The 18804-nt window shown below is 68.9% G+C and carries 13 protein-coding genes; 12 read left to right on the top strand and 1 reads right to left on the bottom strand.

Annotated features, from left to right (window positions below; translation table 11 throughout):
- Positions 1 to 59: 59 nt before the first annotated feature.
- Complete coding sequence (gene cysG / locus ACOOE8_RS06150; protein WP_420393961.1) at positions 60 to 1541, bottom strand: siroheme synthase CysG; 1482 nt, start codon at positions 1539 to 1541, stop codon at positions 60 to 62.
- Between the two features lie 361 nt (positions 1542 to 1902).
- Here cysG and ACOOE8_RS06145 point away from each other — a divergent pair, with 361 nt between their 5' ends.
- From ACOOE8_RS06145 to ACOOE8_RS06090, 12 genes are all read left to right on the top strand, one after another.
- Positions 1903 to 3495, top strand: coding sequence for an ABC transporter substrate-binding protein (locus tag ACOOE8_RS06145; RefSeq protein WP_420393960.1), 1593 nt, complete (start codon positions 1903 to 1905; stop codon positions 3493 to 3495).
- Between the two features lie 36 nt (positions 3496 to 3531).
- Positions 3532 to 4551: an ABC transporter permease gene (locus ACOOE8_RS06140; RefSeq protein ID WP_420393959.1), complete on the top strand. Its 1020-nt coding sequence runs from the start codon at positions 3532 to 3534 to the stop codon at positions 4549 to 4551.
- A 167-nt stretch (positions 4552 to 4718) separates the two neighbouring features.
- The gene (nikC, locus tag ACOOE8_RS06135; RefSeq protein WP_420394640.1) at positions 4719 to 5564 is read left to right on the top strand and encodes a nickel transporter permease; all 846 of its coding nucleotides are present in this window, start codon (positions 4719 to 4721) and stop codon (positions 5562 to 5564) included.
- Positions 5561 to 6421, top strand: coding sequence for an ABC transporter ATP-binding protein (locus ACOOE8_RS06130; RefSeq protein WP_420393958.1), 861 nt, complete (start codon positions 5561 to 5563; stop codon positions 6419 to 6421). Before nikC ends, ACOOE8_RS06130 begins: the two co-directional genes overlap by 4 nt.
- On the top strand, positions 6418 to 7200 hold the full coding sequence (locus ACOOE8_RS06125; RefSeq protein WP_420393957.1) for an ABC transporter ATP-binding protein: 783 nt from the start codon (positions 6418 to 6420) through the stop codon (positions 7198 to 7200). Before ACOOE8_RS06130 ends, ACOOE8_RS06125 begins: the two co-directional genes overlap by 4 nt.
- Before the next feature lie 750 nt (positions 7201 to 7950).
- Positions 7951 to 8643, top strand: a complete 693-nt coding sequence (locus ACOOE8_RS06120) for a sugar transferase (RefSeq protein WP_420393956.1) — start codon at positions 7951 to 7953, stop codon at positions 8641 to 8643.
- A 45-nt stretch (positions 8644 to 8688) separates the two neighbouring features.
- Positions 8689 to 9171 (top strand): hypothetical protein, encoded by a 483-nt coding sequence (locus ACOOE8_RS06115; protein WP_420393955.1) that lies wholly within the window; start codon positions 8689 to 8691, stop codon positions 9169 to 9171.
- Positions 9168 to 9752 (top strand): hypothetical protein, encoded by a 585-nt coding sequence (locus tag ACOOE8_RS06110; RefSeq protein ID WP_420393954.1) that lies wholly within the window; start codon positions 9168 to 9170, stop codon positions 9750 to 9752. Before ACOOE8_RS06115 ends, ACOOE8_RS06110 begins: the two co-directional genes overlap by 4 nt.
- Positions 9753 to 9883: 131 nt before the next feature.
- Complete coding sequence (locus tag ACOOE8_RS06105) at positions 9884 to 10804, top strand: glycosyltransferase (protein WP_420393953.1); 921 nt, start codon at positions 9884 to 9886, stop codon at positions 10802 to 10804.
- A 28-nt stretch (positions 10805 to 10832) separates the two neighbouring features.
- Positions 10833 to 15845 (top strand): cadherin-like domain-containing protein, encoded by a 5013-nt coding sequence (locus ACOOE8_RS06100; protein WP_420393952.1) that lies wholly within the window; start codon positions 10833 to 10835, stop codon positions 15843 to 15845.
- Between the two features lie 775 nt (positions 15846 to 16620).
- On the top strand, positions 16621 to 17838 hold the full coding sequence (locus ACOOE8_RS06095; RefSeq protein WP_420393951.1) for a lipopolysaccharide biosynthesis protein: 1218 nt from the start codon (positions 16621 to 16623) through the stop codon (positions 17836 to 17838).
- Complete coding sequence (locus ACOOE8_RS06090; protein WP_420394639.1) at positions 17838 to 18776, top strand: glycosyltransferase family A protein; 939 nt, start codon at positions 17838 to 17840, stop codon at positions 18774 to 18776. Before ACOOE8_RS06095 ends, ACOOE8_RS06090 begins: the two co-directional genes overlap by 1 nt.
- Positions 18777 to 18804 lie beyond the last annotated feature (28 nt).

The raw sequence follows: 18804 nt of genomic DNA, 5'->3' as shown, positions 1-18804 counted from the left end.
GCTGAAGCCATCGACCGGCTCGACCGCCGAGCCCACCCGAGCTCGCCCGGTCGAACGTGTTACGGCGTGCCGCCTGATCGCAGGTGCTGGTTCGGCTGGACCTCCAGCCTACGCTCGATGCCGAGCTTTGTGGGTCGGTCGGCGAACACGGCGCCGACGCCGATGAGGACCGGCGCCTCGCCAAATCCGCGAGCAGCGTCGGGCAGCTCGTCCAGGCGCCCGCGCCAAGCCCGCTCGTCGGGGCGTGAGATCGCGGCCACCGCGACGGCAGGGGTGTCCGGCGGTGCACCTGCGGCGAGCGCCCGCGCCACCCACTCCTTGCAGGTTCGCACGCCCATGTAGACGATCGCCGTCCGGTCGGCGCCAACGAGCGCACCGACGTCGAGCGCCTCCGGCAGCGCGCCGTGTCGTGAGTGACCCGTCACGAAGCTCACGACCTGGGCGTGATCGCGATGGGTCAACGAAACTCCGAGGCGGGCCGCCATCGCCGAGGCACTGGTGACACCGGGAACGACGTCCACCTCGATCCCCTCCGCACGCAGCGCCGCGATCTCCTCGCCGGAGCGGCCGAAGACGGAAGGATCCCCGGACTTCAGGCGGACGACGCTGCGCCCTGCCTTGGCGAGCTGGATCATCAGCGCGGTGATGTCCTCCTGGCGGCACGACTGACGGGCGCCCCGCTTGCCGACGGCGATGCGCTTCGCCTCGCGCCGCGCCAGCTCCAGCACGTCGTCGGAGACCAGGTCGTCGAACAGGATGACGTCGCACGCCTGGAGCGCGCGCACGGCGTTCAGCGTGAGCAACCCCGCATCGCCCGGTCCCGCGCCGACGAGCACCACCTTGCCCCCGGCGTCGGCCGCGCTGCCACCGATCAGCGCGTTGACCGCACCAGCGTCGGGCGCACCGCAGGCGAACGCGAGGTCGACGAAGCGCTCCCAGAACGCGCGGCGCGGCCGGCCGGCTGCGAGGCGCTCGAGGACGGTGGCGCGGAGACGCTCGCCGAGCGCGGCCCAGCCGGCCAGTCCAGGCGGCAGCAGCGTTTCGATCCGCCGGCGGACTGCTTGGCTGAGGATCGGCGCCGCGCCGCTCGTGGAGATGCCGACGACGAGCGGCGAGCGGTTCACGATCGCACCGAAATTGTATGTGCAGAAGGCCGGCCTGTCGATGACGTTCACCGGGACGCCCGCGGCGCGCGCCGCGCACGCGAAGGCGCGAGCCTCGCCCTCCGTCTCGGCATCGCAGACGGCGAGCGCCGCACCGGCGAGGCACCCCGCATCCCAGGGCTGCCGCACGATGGTGATGGTCCCAGCGGAGGCCCCACGGTCGGCAAGATCGCGCATCTCGGACGACGGCTCGGCGCAGAACACCTCTACGTGGGCTCCCGCTGCCGCGACGAGCTCGGCCTTCCAGGCGGCCGCGTCGCTGCCGCCCGCGAGCACCACGCGCTTGCCCGCGAGGCCGACGAAGATCGGCAGCGTGGAGAGGGCGTCGAGGCGGCGCAGCTTGGCCTCGATGGGCGAGCGAACGGGCGTCAGCGTCATGGGAAGGCACCCCTTGCGTCGAAGGCAGGCGGTCGAGACGGACCGCGACCTCGGTGCTTGACGTGCCGCAATCGGGCCCAGCGGACAACCGATCGCCACCGTCGGCAACTCATGTGAGCCTCGACAGGGGACGCTCGCCCTTTGCGCCGTCCGATGGCATTGGACCGTCACCCCGTGCTCTGGAATGTCGCATGCATCGAGTGGAGGGCAAGGCGACGGCGGTCCGACGTTGGCACGCCCACTGCGGCTTGGTTGCTTGTGGCTCGATGAGTCCGTCTAAGGTGGTGTTCAGGCACGCCCGGACGCCCGGCGCGCGGCTCAACGCGACGCGGCGGACGGCCGCGCACAACGAGGGAAGATCATGAGACCAATCCGAGCGATTCTTGCAGCCGCCGCGCTGGCGGCGCTGCCCGTCGTGGCGCCTGCCTTCGCGCAGACCCCCGACGACGTCCTAGTCATCGCCAACCGCATCGACGACATCACCTCGCTCGACCCGGCCGAGTCGTTCGAGTTCGCCGGCTCCGACGTCCTGCGCAACGTCTACGGCAACCTCGTCAACTTCGATCCGGAGAACCTCGAGGCGGGCTACCAGCCCGACCTTGCGGAGAGCTGGGAGGTGTCGGACGATGGCATGTCGATCACATTCACGATGCGCGACGGGATCACCTTCCACTCCGGCAACCCGGTGCGGGCCGAGGACGCCGAGTTCAGCCTCGAGCGCGTCGTGAAGCTCAACCTCACCCCGTCCTTCATCCTCACCCAGTTCGGCTTCACGCCGGAGAACGTCGAGGAGAAGATCACCGTCGAGGGCAGCACGGTCACGCTGGAGCTCGACAAGCCGTACGCCGAGTCGTTCGTGCTCAACGTGCTCACCGCCACGGTGGGGTCGATCGTCGACAAGGAGCTCGTGCTAAAGAACGAGGCGGACGGCGACCTCGGCAACAACTGGCTCAAGACGAACTCCGCCGGCTCCTACGCCTACAAGCTCGCCCAGTGGCGTCCCGCCGAGGTGGTGGTGCTCGAAGCGAACCCTGACTTCTACGAAGGCGCTCCGGCGATGCAGCGCGTGATCGTGCGCCACATCACCGAGAGCGCGAACCAGCGCCTCCTCCTGGAGCGCGGCGACATCGACGTCGCTCGCGACCTCAACCCCGAGGACGTCGCCGGGATCGAGGGCGCGGAAGGCATCAAGGTCACCGACGAGCTGCGCGGGCGCATCATGTACGTCGGCCTCAATCAGCAGAACGAGGCGCTCGCCAACCCACAGGTCGTCGAGGCGCTGAAGTACGCCGTCGACTACGAGGGCATGGCGAACTCCTTCCTGAAGGGGCAGTTCGCGATCCACCAGACCTTCCTGCCGCAGACCTACTTCGGCGCGCTCGACGCGACGCCCTACTCGTTCGACCTCGAGAAGGCGCAGGCGTTGATTGAGGAGAGCGGCGTCGAGACGCCAGTGACGCTCGGGGTTGGCGTGCGCGACGCGCAGGAGCGCATCGAGATCGCGCAGTCGCTGCAGAACACGTTCGGCGAGCTCGGCCTCAACCTCGACATCACCGTCGGCACGGGCGCGCAGACCCTTGCCAAGTACCGGGCGCGCGAGCTCGACGTCTACGTCGGCGAGTGGGGGCCGGACTACCCGGACCCGAACACCAACGCCGCGACGTTCGCCTACAACCCCGACAACACGGACGAGGCGAACGCCACTGGCCTGCTCGCGTGGCGCAACTCGTACGATCCGGGCGAGCTGACCCGAAAGACCGAGGCGGCCGTCACCGAGGGGGACACCGAGGCGCGCCGGCAGATGTACGAGGAGATGCAGCAGGAGTTCCTCGACACCGCGCCGTTCATCATCATGTTCCAGCAAATCGAGCAGGCGGCCATGAAGGAGAACGTCGAGGGCCTGTCGCTCGGGCAGGCGATCACCGCCGTATCCTACTGGAACGTGACGAAGTAGGTGGCCACCGCAGAACGCGGTCGACGGAGGGGGCGCATGCCCCTTCCGCCTTGGAGCCTGAAGCTCGCCTCGACGCTCGGGACGATCCTCGTCACGCTTCTCGGGCTCCTGTTCGTCACCTTCGTGATCGGGCGGCTGATGCCCATCGACCCGGTCCTCGCGGTCGTCGGCGAACGGGCCAGCCAGTCCACCTACGACCAGGTCTACCGCGAGATGGGCCTCGACCAGCCCGTCATCGTCCAGTTCCTGTACTACCTCGGCGACGTCCTCACCGGAGACTTCGGCCGCTCGCTCACCACCGCGCGTCCGGTCATCGAGGACATCGCCCGTGTCTTCCCCGCGACGCTCGAGCTTGCGACGCTCGGGACGCTCATCGGCGTCGTCGTCGGCGTCCCGTTAGGCGTGCTGGCTGCGGTGCAGCGCGGCTCGGCGGTCGACCAGGTCGCCCGGGTCCTCGCGCTGGTCGGCTATTCGGCACCCATCTTCTGGCTCGGCCTGCTCGGGCTCAACCTGTTCTACGGGACCCTCGGCTGGGTCGCAGGTCCAGGGCGCGTCTCGATCTTCTACATGGACCTTGTACCGACGGTGACCGGCCTCATCCTGGTCGACGCGATCATCGCCGACAACTGGGGGGTGTTCTGGGATGCGGTCAGCCACATCATCCTGCCCGCCTCGCTGCTTGGGTACTACTCCCTCGCCTACATCAGCCGCATGACGCGCTCATTCATGCTGGAGCAGATGTCGGCGGAGTACATCACCACGGCCCGGGTGAAGGGCGCGCCGGAGTGGCGTGTCATCTGGGGACACGCGTTCCGCAACATCCGGGTGCAGCTCATCACGGTCATCGCGCTGTCCTATGCGGCGCTCCTGGAGGGCTCGGTGCTGACGGAGATCATCTTCGCCTGGCCCGGCATCGGGAACTACATCGCGACGGCACTCCTCTCGGCCGACCTCAACGCTGTGCTCGGCGGGACCATCGTCGTCGGCGTGGTGTTCGTCGGCCTCAACCTGTTCGCCGACCTGCTCTACCGCTACTTCGATCCGAGGGCGCGATGACGGACCGCACCGCTCGCACCCCGACCGCGCCGGGTCCGGCGTCGCCCGCGGCGCCGGAAGCCCCGGCGACCGCAGCCGGGCCCTCGACCCAGGCCGAGGCGGCCGCGGCGACGTCGTGGCGGACGTGGCTCCTCACCGACACGCCGACCTCACGCGCGCACGCGCGGATGGCGTCCGCCTACGGCGGCTGGCTCGCCTTCCGCGCCAACGGGCTCGCGATGATCGGGCTCGGCATCCTCATTGCGCTGGTCGTCGTGGCGGTCGTCGCGCCATGGATCGCGCCGCACGATCCCTTCGCCCAGGACCTCAGCAACCGCCTCCAGCCCATCGGAGCAACGGGGCACCCCCTCGGCACCGACTCCCTCGGCCGCGACATCCTCTCGCGCCTGCTCTACGGCTCGCGCATCACGTTGCTGATCGTCGTCCTGGTCGCCGTCATCGCGGCGCCCCTTGGGCTCATCGTCGGCACGCTTGCGGGCTACGCGGGGGGCTTCGTGGACGCGCTCCTCATGCGCATCACGGACATCTTCCTCGCCTTCCCTCGCCTCGTCCTCGCCCTCGCCTTCGTCGCCGCGCTCGGCACGGGGATCGAGAACGCGATCCTCGCCATCGCCGTCACCGCGTGGCCACCCTACGCCCGCATCGCGCGCGCCGAGACGCTGACCATCCGCAACTCGGACTTCATCAGCGCCATCCGCCTGCAGGGTGCGGGGCCGGTGCGCATCGTCACCCGCCACATCTGGCCGCTGTGCGTGTCCTCGGTCATCGTGCGGGTGACGCTCGACATGGCGGGCATCATCCTCGTCGCAGCGGGGCTCGGCTTCCTCGGCCTCGGAGCGCAGCCGCCGTCGCCGGAGTGGGGCGCGATGATCTCCGAGGGCCGCCGCTTCATCTTGGACCACTGGTGGGTCGCCGCGATGCCCGGCGCCGCGATCTTCATCGTCAGCCTGGCGTTCAATCTGCTCGGCGACGGCCTGCGCGACGTGCTCGACCCGCGGGACACCAAGTCGTGAGCAGCGCACCCCTCCTCGACGTGAAGAACCTCACGGTGACGTTCCCGACGCGGACGGGAACGTTCGAGGCGGTGCGCGGCACCTCCTTCACGCTCGGGCGCGAGCGCCTCGGCATCGTCGGTGAGTCGGGCTCGGGCAAGTCGATGACCGGCCGGGCCATCCTGCGGCTCATCCGTCCGCCCGGTCGCGTCGTCGCCGACCACATCATGCTCGTCGGCGAGGACCTCCTCGGCAAGTCGGAGCGCGCGATGCGCCGCGTCCGCGGGGAGCGCATCTCCATGGTGATGCAGGACCCGAAGTTCTCGCTGAACCCGGTGATGACGGTGGGCGACCAGATCGTCGAGGCCTACCGCCTGCACGGCGGGTCGCGCTCGGACGCGAGGCAGAAGGCGATCGCCATGCTGGAGGCAGTGTCGATCCGCAGCCCCGAGCGCGTGCTGCGCGCCTACCCCCACGAGGTCTCCGGCGGCATGGGTCAGCGCATCATGATCGCGATGATGCTGATCCCCGAGCCGGACATCCTGATCGCGGACGAGCCCACCTCGGCGCTCGACGTCTCCGTCCAGGCGCAGGTGCTTTCGATCATGGACCGCCTGGTCAGCGAGCGCGGGATGGGGCTCATCTTCATCAGCCACGACCTCAACCTCGTCGCCTCGTTCTGCGACCGCGTCCTCATCATGTACGCGGGCCGCATCGTGGAGGCGCTGCGTGCGGACCGGCTGCACGACGCGAGCCACCCCTACACACAAGGCCTGATCGGCTCGCTGCCACGGCTCGAGGCTCCGGCCGAGCGCCTGAAGGTCCTGGAGCGGGACCCCGCCTGGCACGAGGCGCCCTCGGTGGAGGCGCGGGCGTGAGCGCGCTCGTGGTGGACGACCTCGACGTGTGGTTCGGCGAGGGTGAGGACCGGGTCGACGCGGTCCGCGGCGCGACGTTCACCGTCGAGGAGGGGCACTCCTTCGGGCTCGTCGGCGAGTCGGGCTCGGGCAAGTCCACCGTGCTGCGCGCGATCACCGGCCTCGCACCCACGTGGTCGGGCACGCTCGAGGTGAACGGACGGCGGCTCGGCCCGCGCCGCGACCGCGCGTTCTACGCCACCGTGCAGATGGTCTTCCAGGATCCCTACGCCTCGCTCCACCCGCGCCACTCGGTGGACACCGTGCTGACGGAGACGCTGCACCTGCACGGCGTCCGCGACACCAACCGCCGCATTCCGGAACTCCTGGAGCAGGTCGGGCTGGGGCCGTCCTTCCGCTTCCGCTACCCGCACCAGCTCTCCGGCGGGCAGCGCCAACGCGTGGCGATCGCCCGCGCGCTGGCGCCCGAGCCGTCGATCCTGCTCCTCGACGAGCCGACCTCCGCGCTCGACGTGTCGGTGCAGGCGGAGATCCTGAACCTTCTTTCGGACCTGCGCGCCGAGCGCGGGCTCACCTACCTCATGGTCAGCCACGACCTCGCCGTGGTCGGGCACATGTGCAGCCGCATCGCGGTGATGAGCGAGGGGCGCATCGTGGAGGTCATGTCGGTGGAGGACATGCGTGCCATGCGTCCACGGCACGACTACACGCGCCGGCTCCTCGCTGCCTCGCTCGGGTACAAGCGCGCCGATCCTGAGGACCTGCGAACCGACCCCTGAGGACATGGGCGTCGGCGACGGCCGGACGGGCATGGACGATGGAGCTACGCGATGGTGCTACGCGATGGCGCAGCCCTCTCCTTGCGGCACACCGGGCATCCAAGTCAGTCGGGTAAAGGCCCGTCGCGCGGCAAGCATCCCTTGGGCGGCAAGCCATCCCCCGCGCGACAAGTGCGTTGGCTGAGCCACGCGGGGCAGGGGCGGTTCTACCGCGACGCCCGGTGACGGGCTGTTCGATGCGGCTCGACGTACAAGTATTCGGTAGGCTGCAGGAGGAGGCGGCGTCGCATGCCACGGTTTAGCCTTTTTCAGGACTTTCCTTAGCCTTATCCAAGGGCGCTGGCCGATCTTGCCCTCGGTCCATCGGATCAACTTTCGTTACGGAGTTGATAAAGCTGTCATTCTTTAGGAACCAATCCGGCGAAACTCGCACAAGAGGCGGCGGCGAACCGTAGCGCCGTCACAATTTTGTGTTGTGTGAACCTGAACTACGAAACTTTTAGTCAATGCTAGGTAACGCAGGGTTCGTGTGTTGACAAAATAAACTTCAAATGCTGTTGACGACGACCTTCAATCCAACGTAAAACGCCGCACGGTTAACAAGTTTGCCACAAGTCTGCCCAAGGTTTTGCAAGGCTGTGGGCGGGCTTCCGGACAAACCGCTGGGGTTCTGCGTTGGCGATGGATCTACAACTGACGGTCGATTGTGATTCCGAGCGCGGGCTTCGGTTGCCGCGTGCGAATTGCAGCGTGGAGTTGCTTGACGGGTGCGACGCAGGCGGCGACGTAGCCTATCGCGTGCGCGACATCGTCGTTGCAACGCTGATGCTTGTTTTCGCGCTGCCGATCCTCGTCGTCGCCATGCTGGCCATCAAGGCCGAGACCGGGGGACCCTGCTTCTTCTTCCAGCAGCGCGGCGGTCGGTTCCGTCGCCCGTTCCAGTGCATCAAGCTGCGCACCATGGTCGTCATGGAGAACGGCGGCGAGGTGCAGCAGGCCACCCGGCGCGACGCGCGGGTCACCCGGGTCGGCGCGCTCTTGCGGCGGACCTGCATCGACGAGCTGCCGCAGCTCATCAACGTCCTCAGGGGCGAGATGTCACTCGTCGGCCCTCGGCCGCACGCGGTGCTGCACGATCAGCAGTTCGCGCAGCTATGCCCGGATTACGACCTGCGCTTCGCGGTGAAGCCTGGCATGACCGGGCTGGCGCAGACCATGGGCTTCCGCGGTGAGGTGAGCTCGGTCAACAACATCGCGCGGCGCACCGCGCTCGACCTCGAGTACGTGGCTCGGCGCAGCCTCGCCCTCGACGTCAAGCTGATGCTCCTGACCCCGTTGCGTCTTGTCGTGCGCCCCACGGCGACCGAGGCGCGGCCAGCCCGCCTCGAGCGCGTCCCGGCTACGTCGTCGGTCGCGCGCGCCGAGCGTGAGGCCCTGGCGTAGGCCTGCGAACCGACCGACGCGACAACCTTCGAGGAACGAGGACCGATGGCGAAGCGTGTTCGAGTACTGGCGGTGGCGTCCGGCGGGGGGCATTGGGTGCAGCTCTTCCGCATGCGCAAGTCCTGGACGGGCTGCGCGGTGACCTACGCCACGACGACCCCCGACTTCCGCGACGAGGTGATCGCCGACGCGCGCGAGCGGGGCGAGGCGGAGCCCCAGTACCGGGTCGTCGTCGAGGCCAACCGCTGGCAGAAGCTGCGCCTCCTGCGCTCGCTGCTGCAGATCGCCCTCGTCGTCGTCCGCGCGCGGCCCGACGTCGTCGTCTCGACCGGAGCGGCACCCGGGTACTTCGCGCTGCGCATCGCCCGTCTTCTGGGCATCAGGACCATCTGGGTCGACAGCATCGCCAACGCGAGCGAGCTGTCCCTCTCGGGTCAGCGCATCGGCCGCCATGCGGACGTCTGGTTGACCCAGTGGGAGGACCTCGCCCGCGCGAACGGCCCGCAATACTGGGGAGCGGTGGTATGATCTTTCTCACCCTTGGCACGCATCAGCCGTTCGACCGCTTGGTCGAGGCCGTCGACGAGTGGGCCGCGGCCAACCCCGCCGCCGCGGTGTTCGGGCAGATCCCCGAGCCCGGTCAGGACGGCTACCGTCCCCGTCACTTCGAGTGGGCGGCCCACCTCGGTCCGCACGAGTACCGCCGGCGCTTCCGGGAGGCGCCGTTCGCGGTGGCGCACGCCGGGATGGGGTCCATCATCACCGCGCTCAGCGTATCGACGCCGCTGGTGATCTTCCCACGCCGCGCCGCCCTGCTGGAGCAGCGCAACGACCACCAGCTCGCCACCGTCGAGCGGTTCAGCGACAAGCCGGGCATCACCGCGGCCTTCGAGGCCGCGGACCTTCACGAGGTGATGACGCGCCTTTCCATTCGCGCGGCGAGCGCGGCGGAGCCGACGATCAGCCCGTTCGCCGACGCGCGCCTCACCGACGCGCTGCACGGCGCCATCGTCGGCCCGCGGTCGCGACGCCGCGACGCGGGGGTGGCGCGCGGGTGGTCGCTGCCGCGCCTTGCCGGGCGCGAGGCGTCACCGGCGTCGGGCCGCTGAGCCACTCGCCGCCGAAGGCACCCTCGGAGCTGACCGCCCCGGCGGGCGCGTGGGGGTGGCGAAGTCGGGGAGGCGACAGCTTGAGGCGTTAGGTCGGCACGGAGGACACCGTCAGTCCGGCGAGGGGTACCATGGCACGAACGTCGTCGATCAGTGTGGTCATCCCACACCTCAACCAGGAGGATGACCTCCGGCGGTGCCTCGCCGCGCTCCACGCGCAGCGCGGCGAGGTGGACCTTGCCGACCTCATCGTCGTCGACAACGGGTCGACCCGTTTGCCCGAGGCGGTGTGCGCCGAGGTCCCGGGGGTGACCCTCCTCGCCGAGCCTGCGCCGGGACCCGGCCTCGCGCGCAACCTCGGCGTCGCCCACGCCACGGGCACCATCCTCGCCTTCATCGACGCCGACTGCATCCCAGGCGGCGGCTGGCTCGCGGCCGTGGCGCGGGCGTTCGAGGACCCGGACACGCAGGTCGTCGGTGGGGACGTGCGGATCGCGACGTCCGCGGCGGTGTCGCGCCAGGTTGCCGCCTACGAGCAGGTCTTCGCCTACCGCATGGACAAGTACATTGCCAAGCAGGGCTTCACCGGGACCGGGAACCTCGCGGTGCGTCGCGAAGTGTTCGACCGGGTGGGGCCGTTCTGCGGCATCGGTCGGGCGGAGGATCGCGATTGGGGCCGTCGCGCCACCGCGCTCGGGCACGCCATTCGCTATCGCGCGGACATGGTGGTCTTCCACCCCCCTCGGCCGACGTTCGCCGAGCTCGCCCGCAAGTGGGACCGTCAGATCCACCACGACTACGCTGACGTCGTCGCCCGTCGCAGCGGCCGGCTTGCCTGGTCGGCGCGTGCCGCGGCCGTGGCGGCCTCGCCGCTCGTGTCCGCAGGGGAGGTCGCTTTGACCCCCCGCCTCGCCTCACCGCTGGACCGCGTGCGCGCGATCGCCTGCCTGGTGCGCATCCGACTCTACCGCGCCCGGCGGATGCTTGGAATGCTGGGCTCCGTCGACCTTTCACTCGCTCCCCGTTGGAACCGCGAGGCTGGCCGGTCCTAGCCCGGCAGCTCGCGCAAAAGGTGTATTGATGGCCAACCCTACCGCTCGCTCGGACGACTTCTCCTCCGCCGCGCTCGGCTCGCAGTGGTCGTTCTCCGGCAAGTCCGGCTCGTCCTACGCGATGGGGACGCGCGGTGAGGACGGCGTCCTTAGGCTGATCAGCCCGGACGGGCACTACGACCTATGGCAGTCGAAGAAGGGCGTGCCGCGGGCGATGCAGGCCATCGACGACGGCGACTTCACGCTGACGACCAAGTTCCTGTCAACGCCCACCCAGGGCTTCGAGATGCAGGGCATCATGGTGTCCTCGCCGGACGGCGGCTGGGTTCGCGCCGACACCTACTCGGACGGCAACAAGCTCTACCTCTTCGCAGCGACGACGGTGGACGGCTCGACGTCCGTCAAGCTCAACGTCGCGCTCCCGACGACGGTCGTGCCCTACGTCCGCCTGACGCGCTCGGGCGACGACTTCACCGCGTCCTACTCGACGGACGGCAGCACCTGGGTCGCCGGCGGCAGCTTCCGCCATGCGATGACGGTGTCGGAGGTGGGCGTTTTCGCTGGCAACATCGCAGGCTCGGATGGCTTCACCGCCGAGGTCGATTGGTTCGAGGTGGCGGGCGACCCGATCGTCGATGAGGACGGCTCGGTGGGCGCGCCGCCGCCGGACCGCGACCCCGACGCGGCGGACGATGCCCTCACCGTCGCCGGGGACGCCGCGAACTCGATCGCGCTCGCCGACCTCACCGCCAACGACAGCGATCCCGACGGCGACGGGCTGACCCTCGTGCGCATCAGCCAGCCGGCGAACGGCGTCCTCACCGACGCCGGGGACGGGACGCTGCGCTACGTGCCGGCGAACGGCTACAGCGGCCCGGACAGCTTCACCTACACGGTGACCGACGGCGAGGCGGAGACGACCGCTACCGTGCGCCTCACCGTCGAGGCGCCGGACGGGCCGACGGGACCCACGGAGCCGACCGAGCCGACCGGGCCGACGACGGGCTCGGACGACTTCGCCGCCGCGGCGCTGTCCTCCGACTGGTCGTTCGCGGGCGCGGCCGGCGCGTCCCACCGCATCGCCACGGTGGGCTCCGACCGCGTCCTCGAGCTCGTCACGCCCGACGGCAACTACGACATGTGGCAGAGGAGCACCGACGCCGCCCGCGTGCTGCGCGCCATCGACGACGGCGACTTCACGTTGTCGGCCCGCTTCATCTCGACGCCCAACGAGCGCTTCGAGATGCAGGGCCTCCTGGTGATGGACGACAGCGGCGGCTGGGTGCGCGCCGACGTCTACTCCGACGGCTCCAAGCTCTACGTGTTCGCCGCGGTGACCCAGGGCGGCGCCTCCTCGATCAAGCTCAACAAGGTCATCACCGCGGCGTCGGCGGAGCACCTGCGGCTCGCCCGGGCGGGCGACGACTGGACGGTGTCGACGTCGGCCGACGGCACGAACTGGACGAGCGTCGCCACCTTCCGCCACGCGACGTCCGTCGCCGAGGCCGGCGTCTTCGGCGGCAACCTCGGCAAGTCCACCGGCTTCATCGCTCAGGTCGACTGGTTCGAGTTGGGCTCCGACCCCATCGTCGATGAGGACGCCGGTGCGCCCCCACCGCCTCCGCCCGGCAACACGCCGCCGACGGCACGGGACGACGAGCTCGCCACCGAGCCCGGCCAAGCCCTCATCATCGACGTCGCGGCGGACCTGTTCGCCAACGACGCCGACGCGGACGGCGACGCGCTGCAGCTCGCCTCGTTCAGCCAGCCCCGGTCCGGCACGCTGACCGACCTCGGCGGCGGGCGGCTGCGCTACGAGCCGGCCGCCGGCTACAACGGCACCGACACCTTCACCTACCGCGTCAGCGACGGCACGGCCACGGCGGAGGCGACGGCCACGGTCACTGTGGGCTCGCGCGAGTGGCGGGACGGATTGTTCTCCGACGACTTCGCCGGAGCCGCGCTCGGCGGGGGCTGGCGCTACGAGGGCATCGTCGGAAGCGCGGCGACCCGCACGGACACGCCCGAAGGCTACCTCGAGATCGCCTCGCCCGAGGGCGTCGCGGTGGACGCCTACGGCGCGCTCACCACGCCGCGCCTCCTCCAGGACGTCGCGGACGAGGACTTCGAGATCGCCATCCGGTTCCTCAACGAGCCGACGACCCCGTTCCAGGAGCACGGCCTCCTCATCATCGAGGACTCCAGCCGGTGGATAAGGTTCGATGTCGCCTACACCGACATCGGGCTGCGCCTCATCGTGGGCACCGTCGACGATGGCCGTCGCAAGCTCGAGCTGTTCAAGTCCATCAAGCCGGGCGAGATCGAGTACCTCAAGGTCCTGCGCGAGGGCGACGTCCTCACCTTCCAGACCTCCGGCGACGGCGTCACCTGGACCTCCCAGAAGACGTTGACCACCGACATCACGCCCACCTCGGTGGGCCCGTTCGCCGGCAGCAACGTCTATCAGGGCAACGTCGCGGGCTTCGTCTCCAAGATCGACTGGTTCGAGACCGCGTCCGACCCCATCGACGGCGAGGATGCCACCGTGGCGCCGCGCTACGAGCTCGTGTCCGGTCGCTCCATCACCATCGCGGTGGACGAGCTCTACAGCGACCCCGAGGGTGATCCCGTCACGCTCGTGTCGGTTGGCGACCCGGCGCAGGGCACGGTCGTCGACAACGGCGACGGGACGCTGACCTACACCAGCGCCGACGGCTACGTCGGCCCCGACAGCTTCCGCTTCACCGTGACCGACGGCAACGGGACTGCGAGCGGCACCGTGCAGCTCACCGTCAACGAGCCGTTCGGGTTCGTCTCCGACGACTTCACCGGAACGGTCGAGGGCACCGACTGGTTCTTCGCCGGTCCCGTGGGCTCGGCGACGGAGGGTCGCGTCGACGGCGAGGGCATCCTCACCCTCTCGGTCCCCTCGGGGACCCACGACGTGTGGCGCAGCAACGACGCGCCGCGCTACCTGCAGGCGGTCAACGACACCGACTTCGCCATCGAGGCGAAGTTCAACTCGATGCCGTCGGCGCGCACCCAGATGCAGGGCATCCTCGTCCAGGAGGACGCCGACACGTGGCTGCGCTTCGATGCGCACTGGAACGGCTCGTCGCTCCAGGTCTTCTCCGGCATCACCGACGACGGCGCGCCGCGCATGGTGGCGATGCAGCGCGCGGCGAGCGCGCCCAACTACATGCGCGTCACCCGCGAGGACGACGCGTTCACGCTGCAGTACTCGAGCGACGGGTCCAAGTGGACGACGCTCACGAGCGTGACCGAGCCCATGACGGTGACGGCGGTCGGCGTCTTCGCAGCGACCGCGCACAACGCCCCGGCGTACTCGGCCAAGGTGGACTACGTGAAGGTCGTGGGCGAGCCCTTCGTCGACGACCCTGCGTTCGAGGGTCCGCCGGTCGCGCGCGACGACACCCTGCTCACCAACGTCGACCAGGCCCTCATCATCGACGTCGAGCGGGACCTCCTCGCCAACGACACCGACGAGGACGGTGATGCGCTGAGCCTCGTCTCGTTCACCGCGCCGAGCTCGGGCCGGCTGACCGACAACGGCGATGGCACGCTGACGTACACGCCGCCGTCGGGGTTCGACGGCGACGCGACCTTCACCTACACGGTGAGCGACGGCAACACGACGGACAAGGCCACCGTCACCGTCGAGGTCGGCGAGATCATCGACGTGTGGTACGGCGACACGCAGACCTTCGGCGTCCCTGGCGAGTCGCAGGACTGGATCAACGTCCTCGGCAACGTCGTCACCGATGGGCTCGTGTCGCTGTCCTACAGCCTCAACGGCGGCGCGGACCGTGCCCTGTCCGTCGGCCCGGACACGCGGCGCCTGCACGACAACGGCGACTTCAACATCGACATCGCCTACGCCGAGCTCGACCGGACGAGCCGCGACGACGTCGTCACCATCAAGGCGGACTACGGCGACGGCGTCGCCACCCGCGACGTGACGATCGACTACGAGGACGGCCGCGCGTACCCGCGGAACATCGACATCGACTGGTCCAACGTGAGCGACCTGCAAACCGTCGTCCAGATCGTGGACGGCACGTGGGAGAAGTCCGGCGGAGGCGTGCGTCCGGTGGACCTTGGCTACGACCGCGTGCTGACGCTCGGCGACGAGGCATGGGACAACTACGAGCTGCGCACCACCGTCACCATGCACGACGTGACCAACGAGGATCCGCGCGGCCGCGACGGCGGTGGCTGGGCGTTCGGCATGCTGTGGAACGGCCACACCGACGAGCCGGTCTCAGGCACGCAGCCGAAGTCCGGCTGGGAGCCAGGCGCGACGTTCTTCTCGACCGGCAACAATTTCAAGTTGACGTCGTTCCACGACTTCGACACCAAGCTGGACAACACCTACTTCCCGTTCGCCGCCGGCAAGACCTACGAGTTCGTCGTGCGCGTGGAGCAGGTCGGGCTCTACGACCGAAAGTACAGCCTCAAGGCATGGGAGGTCGGTACCACGGAGCCGAACGGGTGGACGCTCGAGGGGGTCGAGAGGTTCGCCATCGACGAGGCGCCGGCCACCGGAGGCATCTATCTCAACGCGCACTACTTCGACGTCACGTTCAACGACCTCACCGTGCGCGAGATCGCAGGCGACGACATCGTGGTCGGCGGGGCCAGGGGCGACCGCCTGGTCAGCGACGCACGGCCGGCGGTCGGCGAGGTGGACGTGTTTCGAGGCAAGGGTGGCGCCGACACGTTCGTTCTCGGCGATGCGGCGGGGGACTACTACGACGACGGCGACGGCGCGCTCCTCGGCGAGGACGACTTCGCCTTCGTGTGGGACTTCGAGCCCGGCGTCGACCGCGTGGAGCTCGCCGGCAGCGAGGACGACTACGTCATCGCCGACGCCCCCTCGTCGATCGCCGGCGGCGACGGGTCGGCGATCTACCGCGACGTGCCTGGCGAGCAGTCGCGCGAGCTGCTCGCCGTGTTCGCCGGCGCCAGCGAGGACGACCTCAGGGCAAGCCTCGTCTTCATGGACGACCTCACGGTCTGAGCGCGTCGACCAACACGACTTCCGAACGTGGCAGCGTGCGCGGAGCAGTCGATCGCTCCCTGCGCGTCGTGCCGTCGCCGGGGCAACCCGAGCCATCTTCGGCTCGCACGGGATGCTTCGTTTTCATGGTGCAGAGTGTTTTCCGGCTCGGGTGACGCCCCTCTGCCGGGACCGCTCCAACGGGCGGAGATGATGCGTTGAGCGCGCGCTCGTGGTCCATCGGTCCAGCGGCTTTGGCGCGCGCCACGCGTGCCATGACCGGCCGCGCGTCGAGCACGGTGCCGACGCCTGCACCGGCGCCGGTTCCATCACCCTCGACCCCACCCCTCACCCAGGCGGCGCCGGTGGCTGACGTTCCGGTGGGGCGCGGCCCGTTCTCCACCGTCGAGCACAAGCACGTCGCCGTGGACGGCGGCCTGATGGCGCTCAACGCCGGCAGCAAGGTCGCCGCACGGCTGCTCAACGTCACCATCATCATCTGGTCGTTCCAGTACCTCCTGGAGCGCATCCCGCCGGCGGAGCTGTCGGTCTACCCAGTGATCATGGCGCTCGTCGTCATCCCACCCTTCTTCTTCTCGTTCCTGACCGGCGGCCTCAACCGCAACGCGGTGGAGGCCTACGCGCGGAGCGACTTCGAGCATGTGACGCGCATCACCTCCTCGATCTTTCCCTTCGTGTTCGCGCTGGCGCTGACGTTCGTCCTCCTCGGCACGCTGTTCGCGTTCCACGTCGAGAGCTTCCTCAACGTGGCGCCGGGGATGGTCGCCGAGGCGCGATGGATGACGGTGCTCCTCGCGATCTCCTTCAGCCTGCAGTCCTCGCGCTGCCGTTCACCGCGGGCTACCTCATCAAGCAGCGCTTCGTGGAGCTCAGCCTGCTGGAGCTCGGCAAGGCGGTGCTGAAGCTCGCCGTGCTCTACGCGCTGCTCGTCGGCGTCGCACCCTCGGTGGTGTTCGTCGTCGTCGCCGCTGTGGTGTCCGACCTTGCCTTCACGCTGGCGACGACCATCCGCTCGCGCGCCTTCGTGCCCGAGCTCACTCTGCGGATGGCGCTGTTCGACAGATCGACCGCCTTAGGGCTGGCGACGTTCGGGTTCTGGACGACGGTGGGTCGGGCGGCGATGATCTTCTACTCGACGGCCGGCACGGTGATCCTCAACCTCGTCGGCTCGCCGGTCGACGTCATCAACTACTTCCTCGGCATCACGCTCTTCCAGCAGCTCCAGAACATCCTCCTCGTCGCGCGCCAACCCATGCAGCCGGCGCTGATCGCGATGCACGCCCTCGACGATCAGGAACGCCTGGCGGACGCGGTGTGCCGCACGGGGCGATACGAGCTGTGGCTCGCGCTCCTTCCGGTCGGTGCGCTGGCGCTGTTCGCCCACGACATCGTGAGGATCGTATTCAGCAGCGACTACGACGGGGCCGGGCCAGTCATCATATTGTTCATGGCGACGTTCCCCTTCGCCCAGCCGACGGGTATCATGTACACGCTGGCCATCGCTCGGGGGAAGGTACGCGACATCAACCTCGCGGTGCTGGCCTGCAGCACGATCGGCCTACTGATTGCCTATATATTTCATCAAACGATCGGCTTGGACGCGGTGACCATGGCGGCCTGCCTTGTCATCACGATCATCGTGCCACAGCTCGTCTACTTTTGGCCTGAGCATCTCAGGTTGTCGGGCGTCGCTCCGCGAACGTTCTTGATCGATGTTGTCGCGTATGGTTTGACTCCTGCGGCGGTGAGCATGGGCGCGATGATCTACATGAAGTCGTTCCTACACGAGCCCGGCATTGTTGGTGTGGGAACGGTGGTGGCGGTGGGCGGCGCATTATATTGCGCAGTGATGGCAGCGCTCGCGCGTCGGACGGGGGACTGGCAGATCGTCGCCGCTCAGCTGGCTCGCATCCGGCGCATGTCGCGCGGAGCGGCGTCGCGACGCGCGACGGTCGCGCAGAAGCAGGCGCTGTCGGTGCGGAGCGGCGCGTGATGGCGATCCCCGTCGTTGGCCTCGCCATGCCGGTGCGCAACGGCGAGCCGTTCCTAGAGCGCTCGATCTCGGCGATCCTCGGTCAGACCCATCAGGACTTCGTCCTCCACATCTCGGACAACTGCTCGGACGACCGCACGGCGGAGATCTGCCAGGACTTCGCGGCCGGCGACAAGCGGATCAGCTATCACCGGCAACCGACGAACATCGGCGCCGCGGGCAACTTCAACTTTCTCGCCAAGCGGAACGTCGCACCGTACTTCAAGTGGTGCGCCGGCGACGACTACCTCGAGCTGACCTACCTGGAGCGCGTTCTAGCGCAGCTGACGGGGCAGCCCGAGGTCGTGCTCGCCCACTCGCACACGCGGGTGGTCAACGAAGCCGGCGCGACGCTGGAGGTGTTCGTGCCGGACTTCTACACGCTGGGAATGTCCCGCCTCGAGCGGGTTCAGAACGTGCTCTACCGCGGCTTCCGGTGCTACGAGGTGTTCGGTCTCATCCGGGCCAGCGCCCTTGCCCGCACCAACCTCATCGGCAACCACTACGCCGGCGACAACTCGTTGATGCTCGAGCTCGCGATGCTGGGGGACTTTGCGATCGTGCCCGAGCCGCTGTTCAACCTCATGCGCCATCCCAAGCAATCGGTGATCCGCGTGCGCAACAGCCAGGACTACAATCACTGGTTCCGGGGCCGAAAGAAGACCTTGCAGTTCCCCGACTGGGCGTACCTCAACGCCTGTTGGAACGCGCACCGCGTCACCGCGCTTCCGCTGGGCGAGAGGTGGCGGTACTACGCGGAGATGGCGAGCTACAGCCGCTCGCGCTCCCGCGCCCTCGTATCGAACCTGCGCGTTGCCGCCGAGACGGTGGTGTTCGGTCAGTCCGACCCCATGCGGCGACGCCTCTTCTCGTTCGGACGGCCGTCCACCAAAACGTGATGCCGGCATCCGTTGCGAGCGTGCCACG

Origin of the sequence: Acuticoccus sp., from assembly GCF_965213555.1 — a bacterium.
Lineage (GTDB): Bacteria > Pseudomonadota > Alphaproteobacteria > Rhizobiales > Amorphaceae > Acuticoccus.
This window is presented reverse-complemented; position numbering and strand designations above follow the sequence as displayed.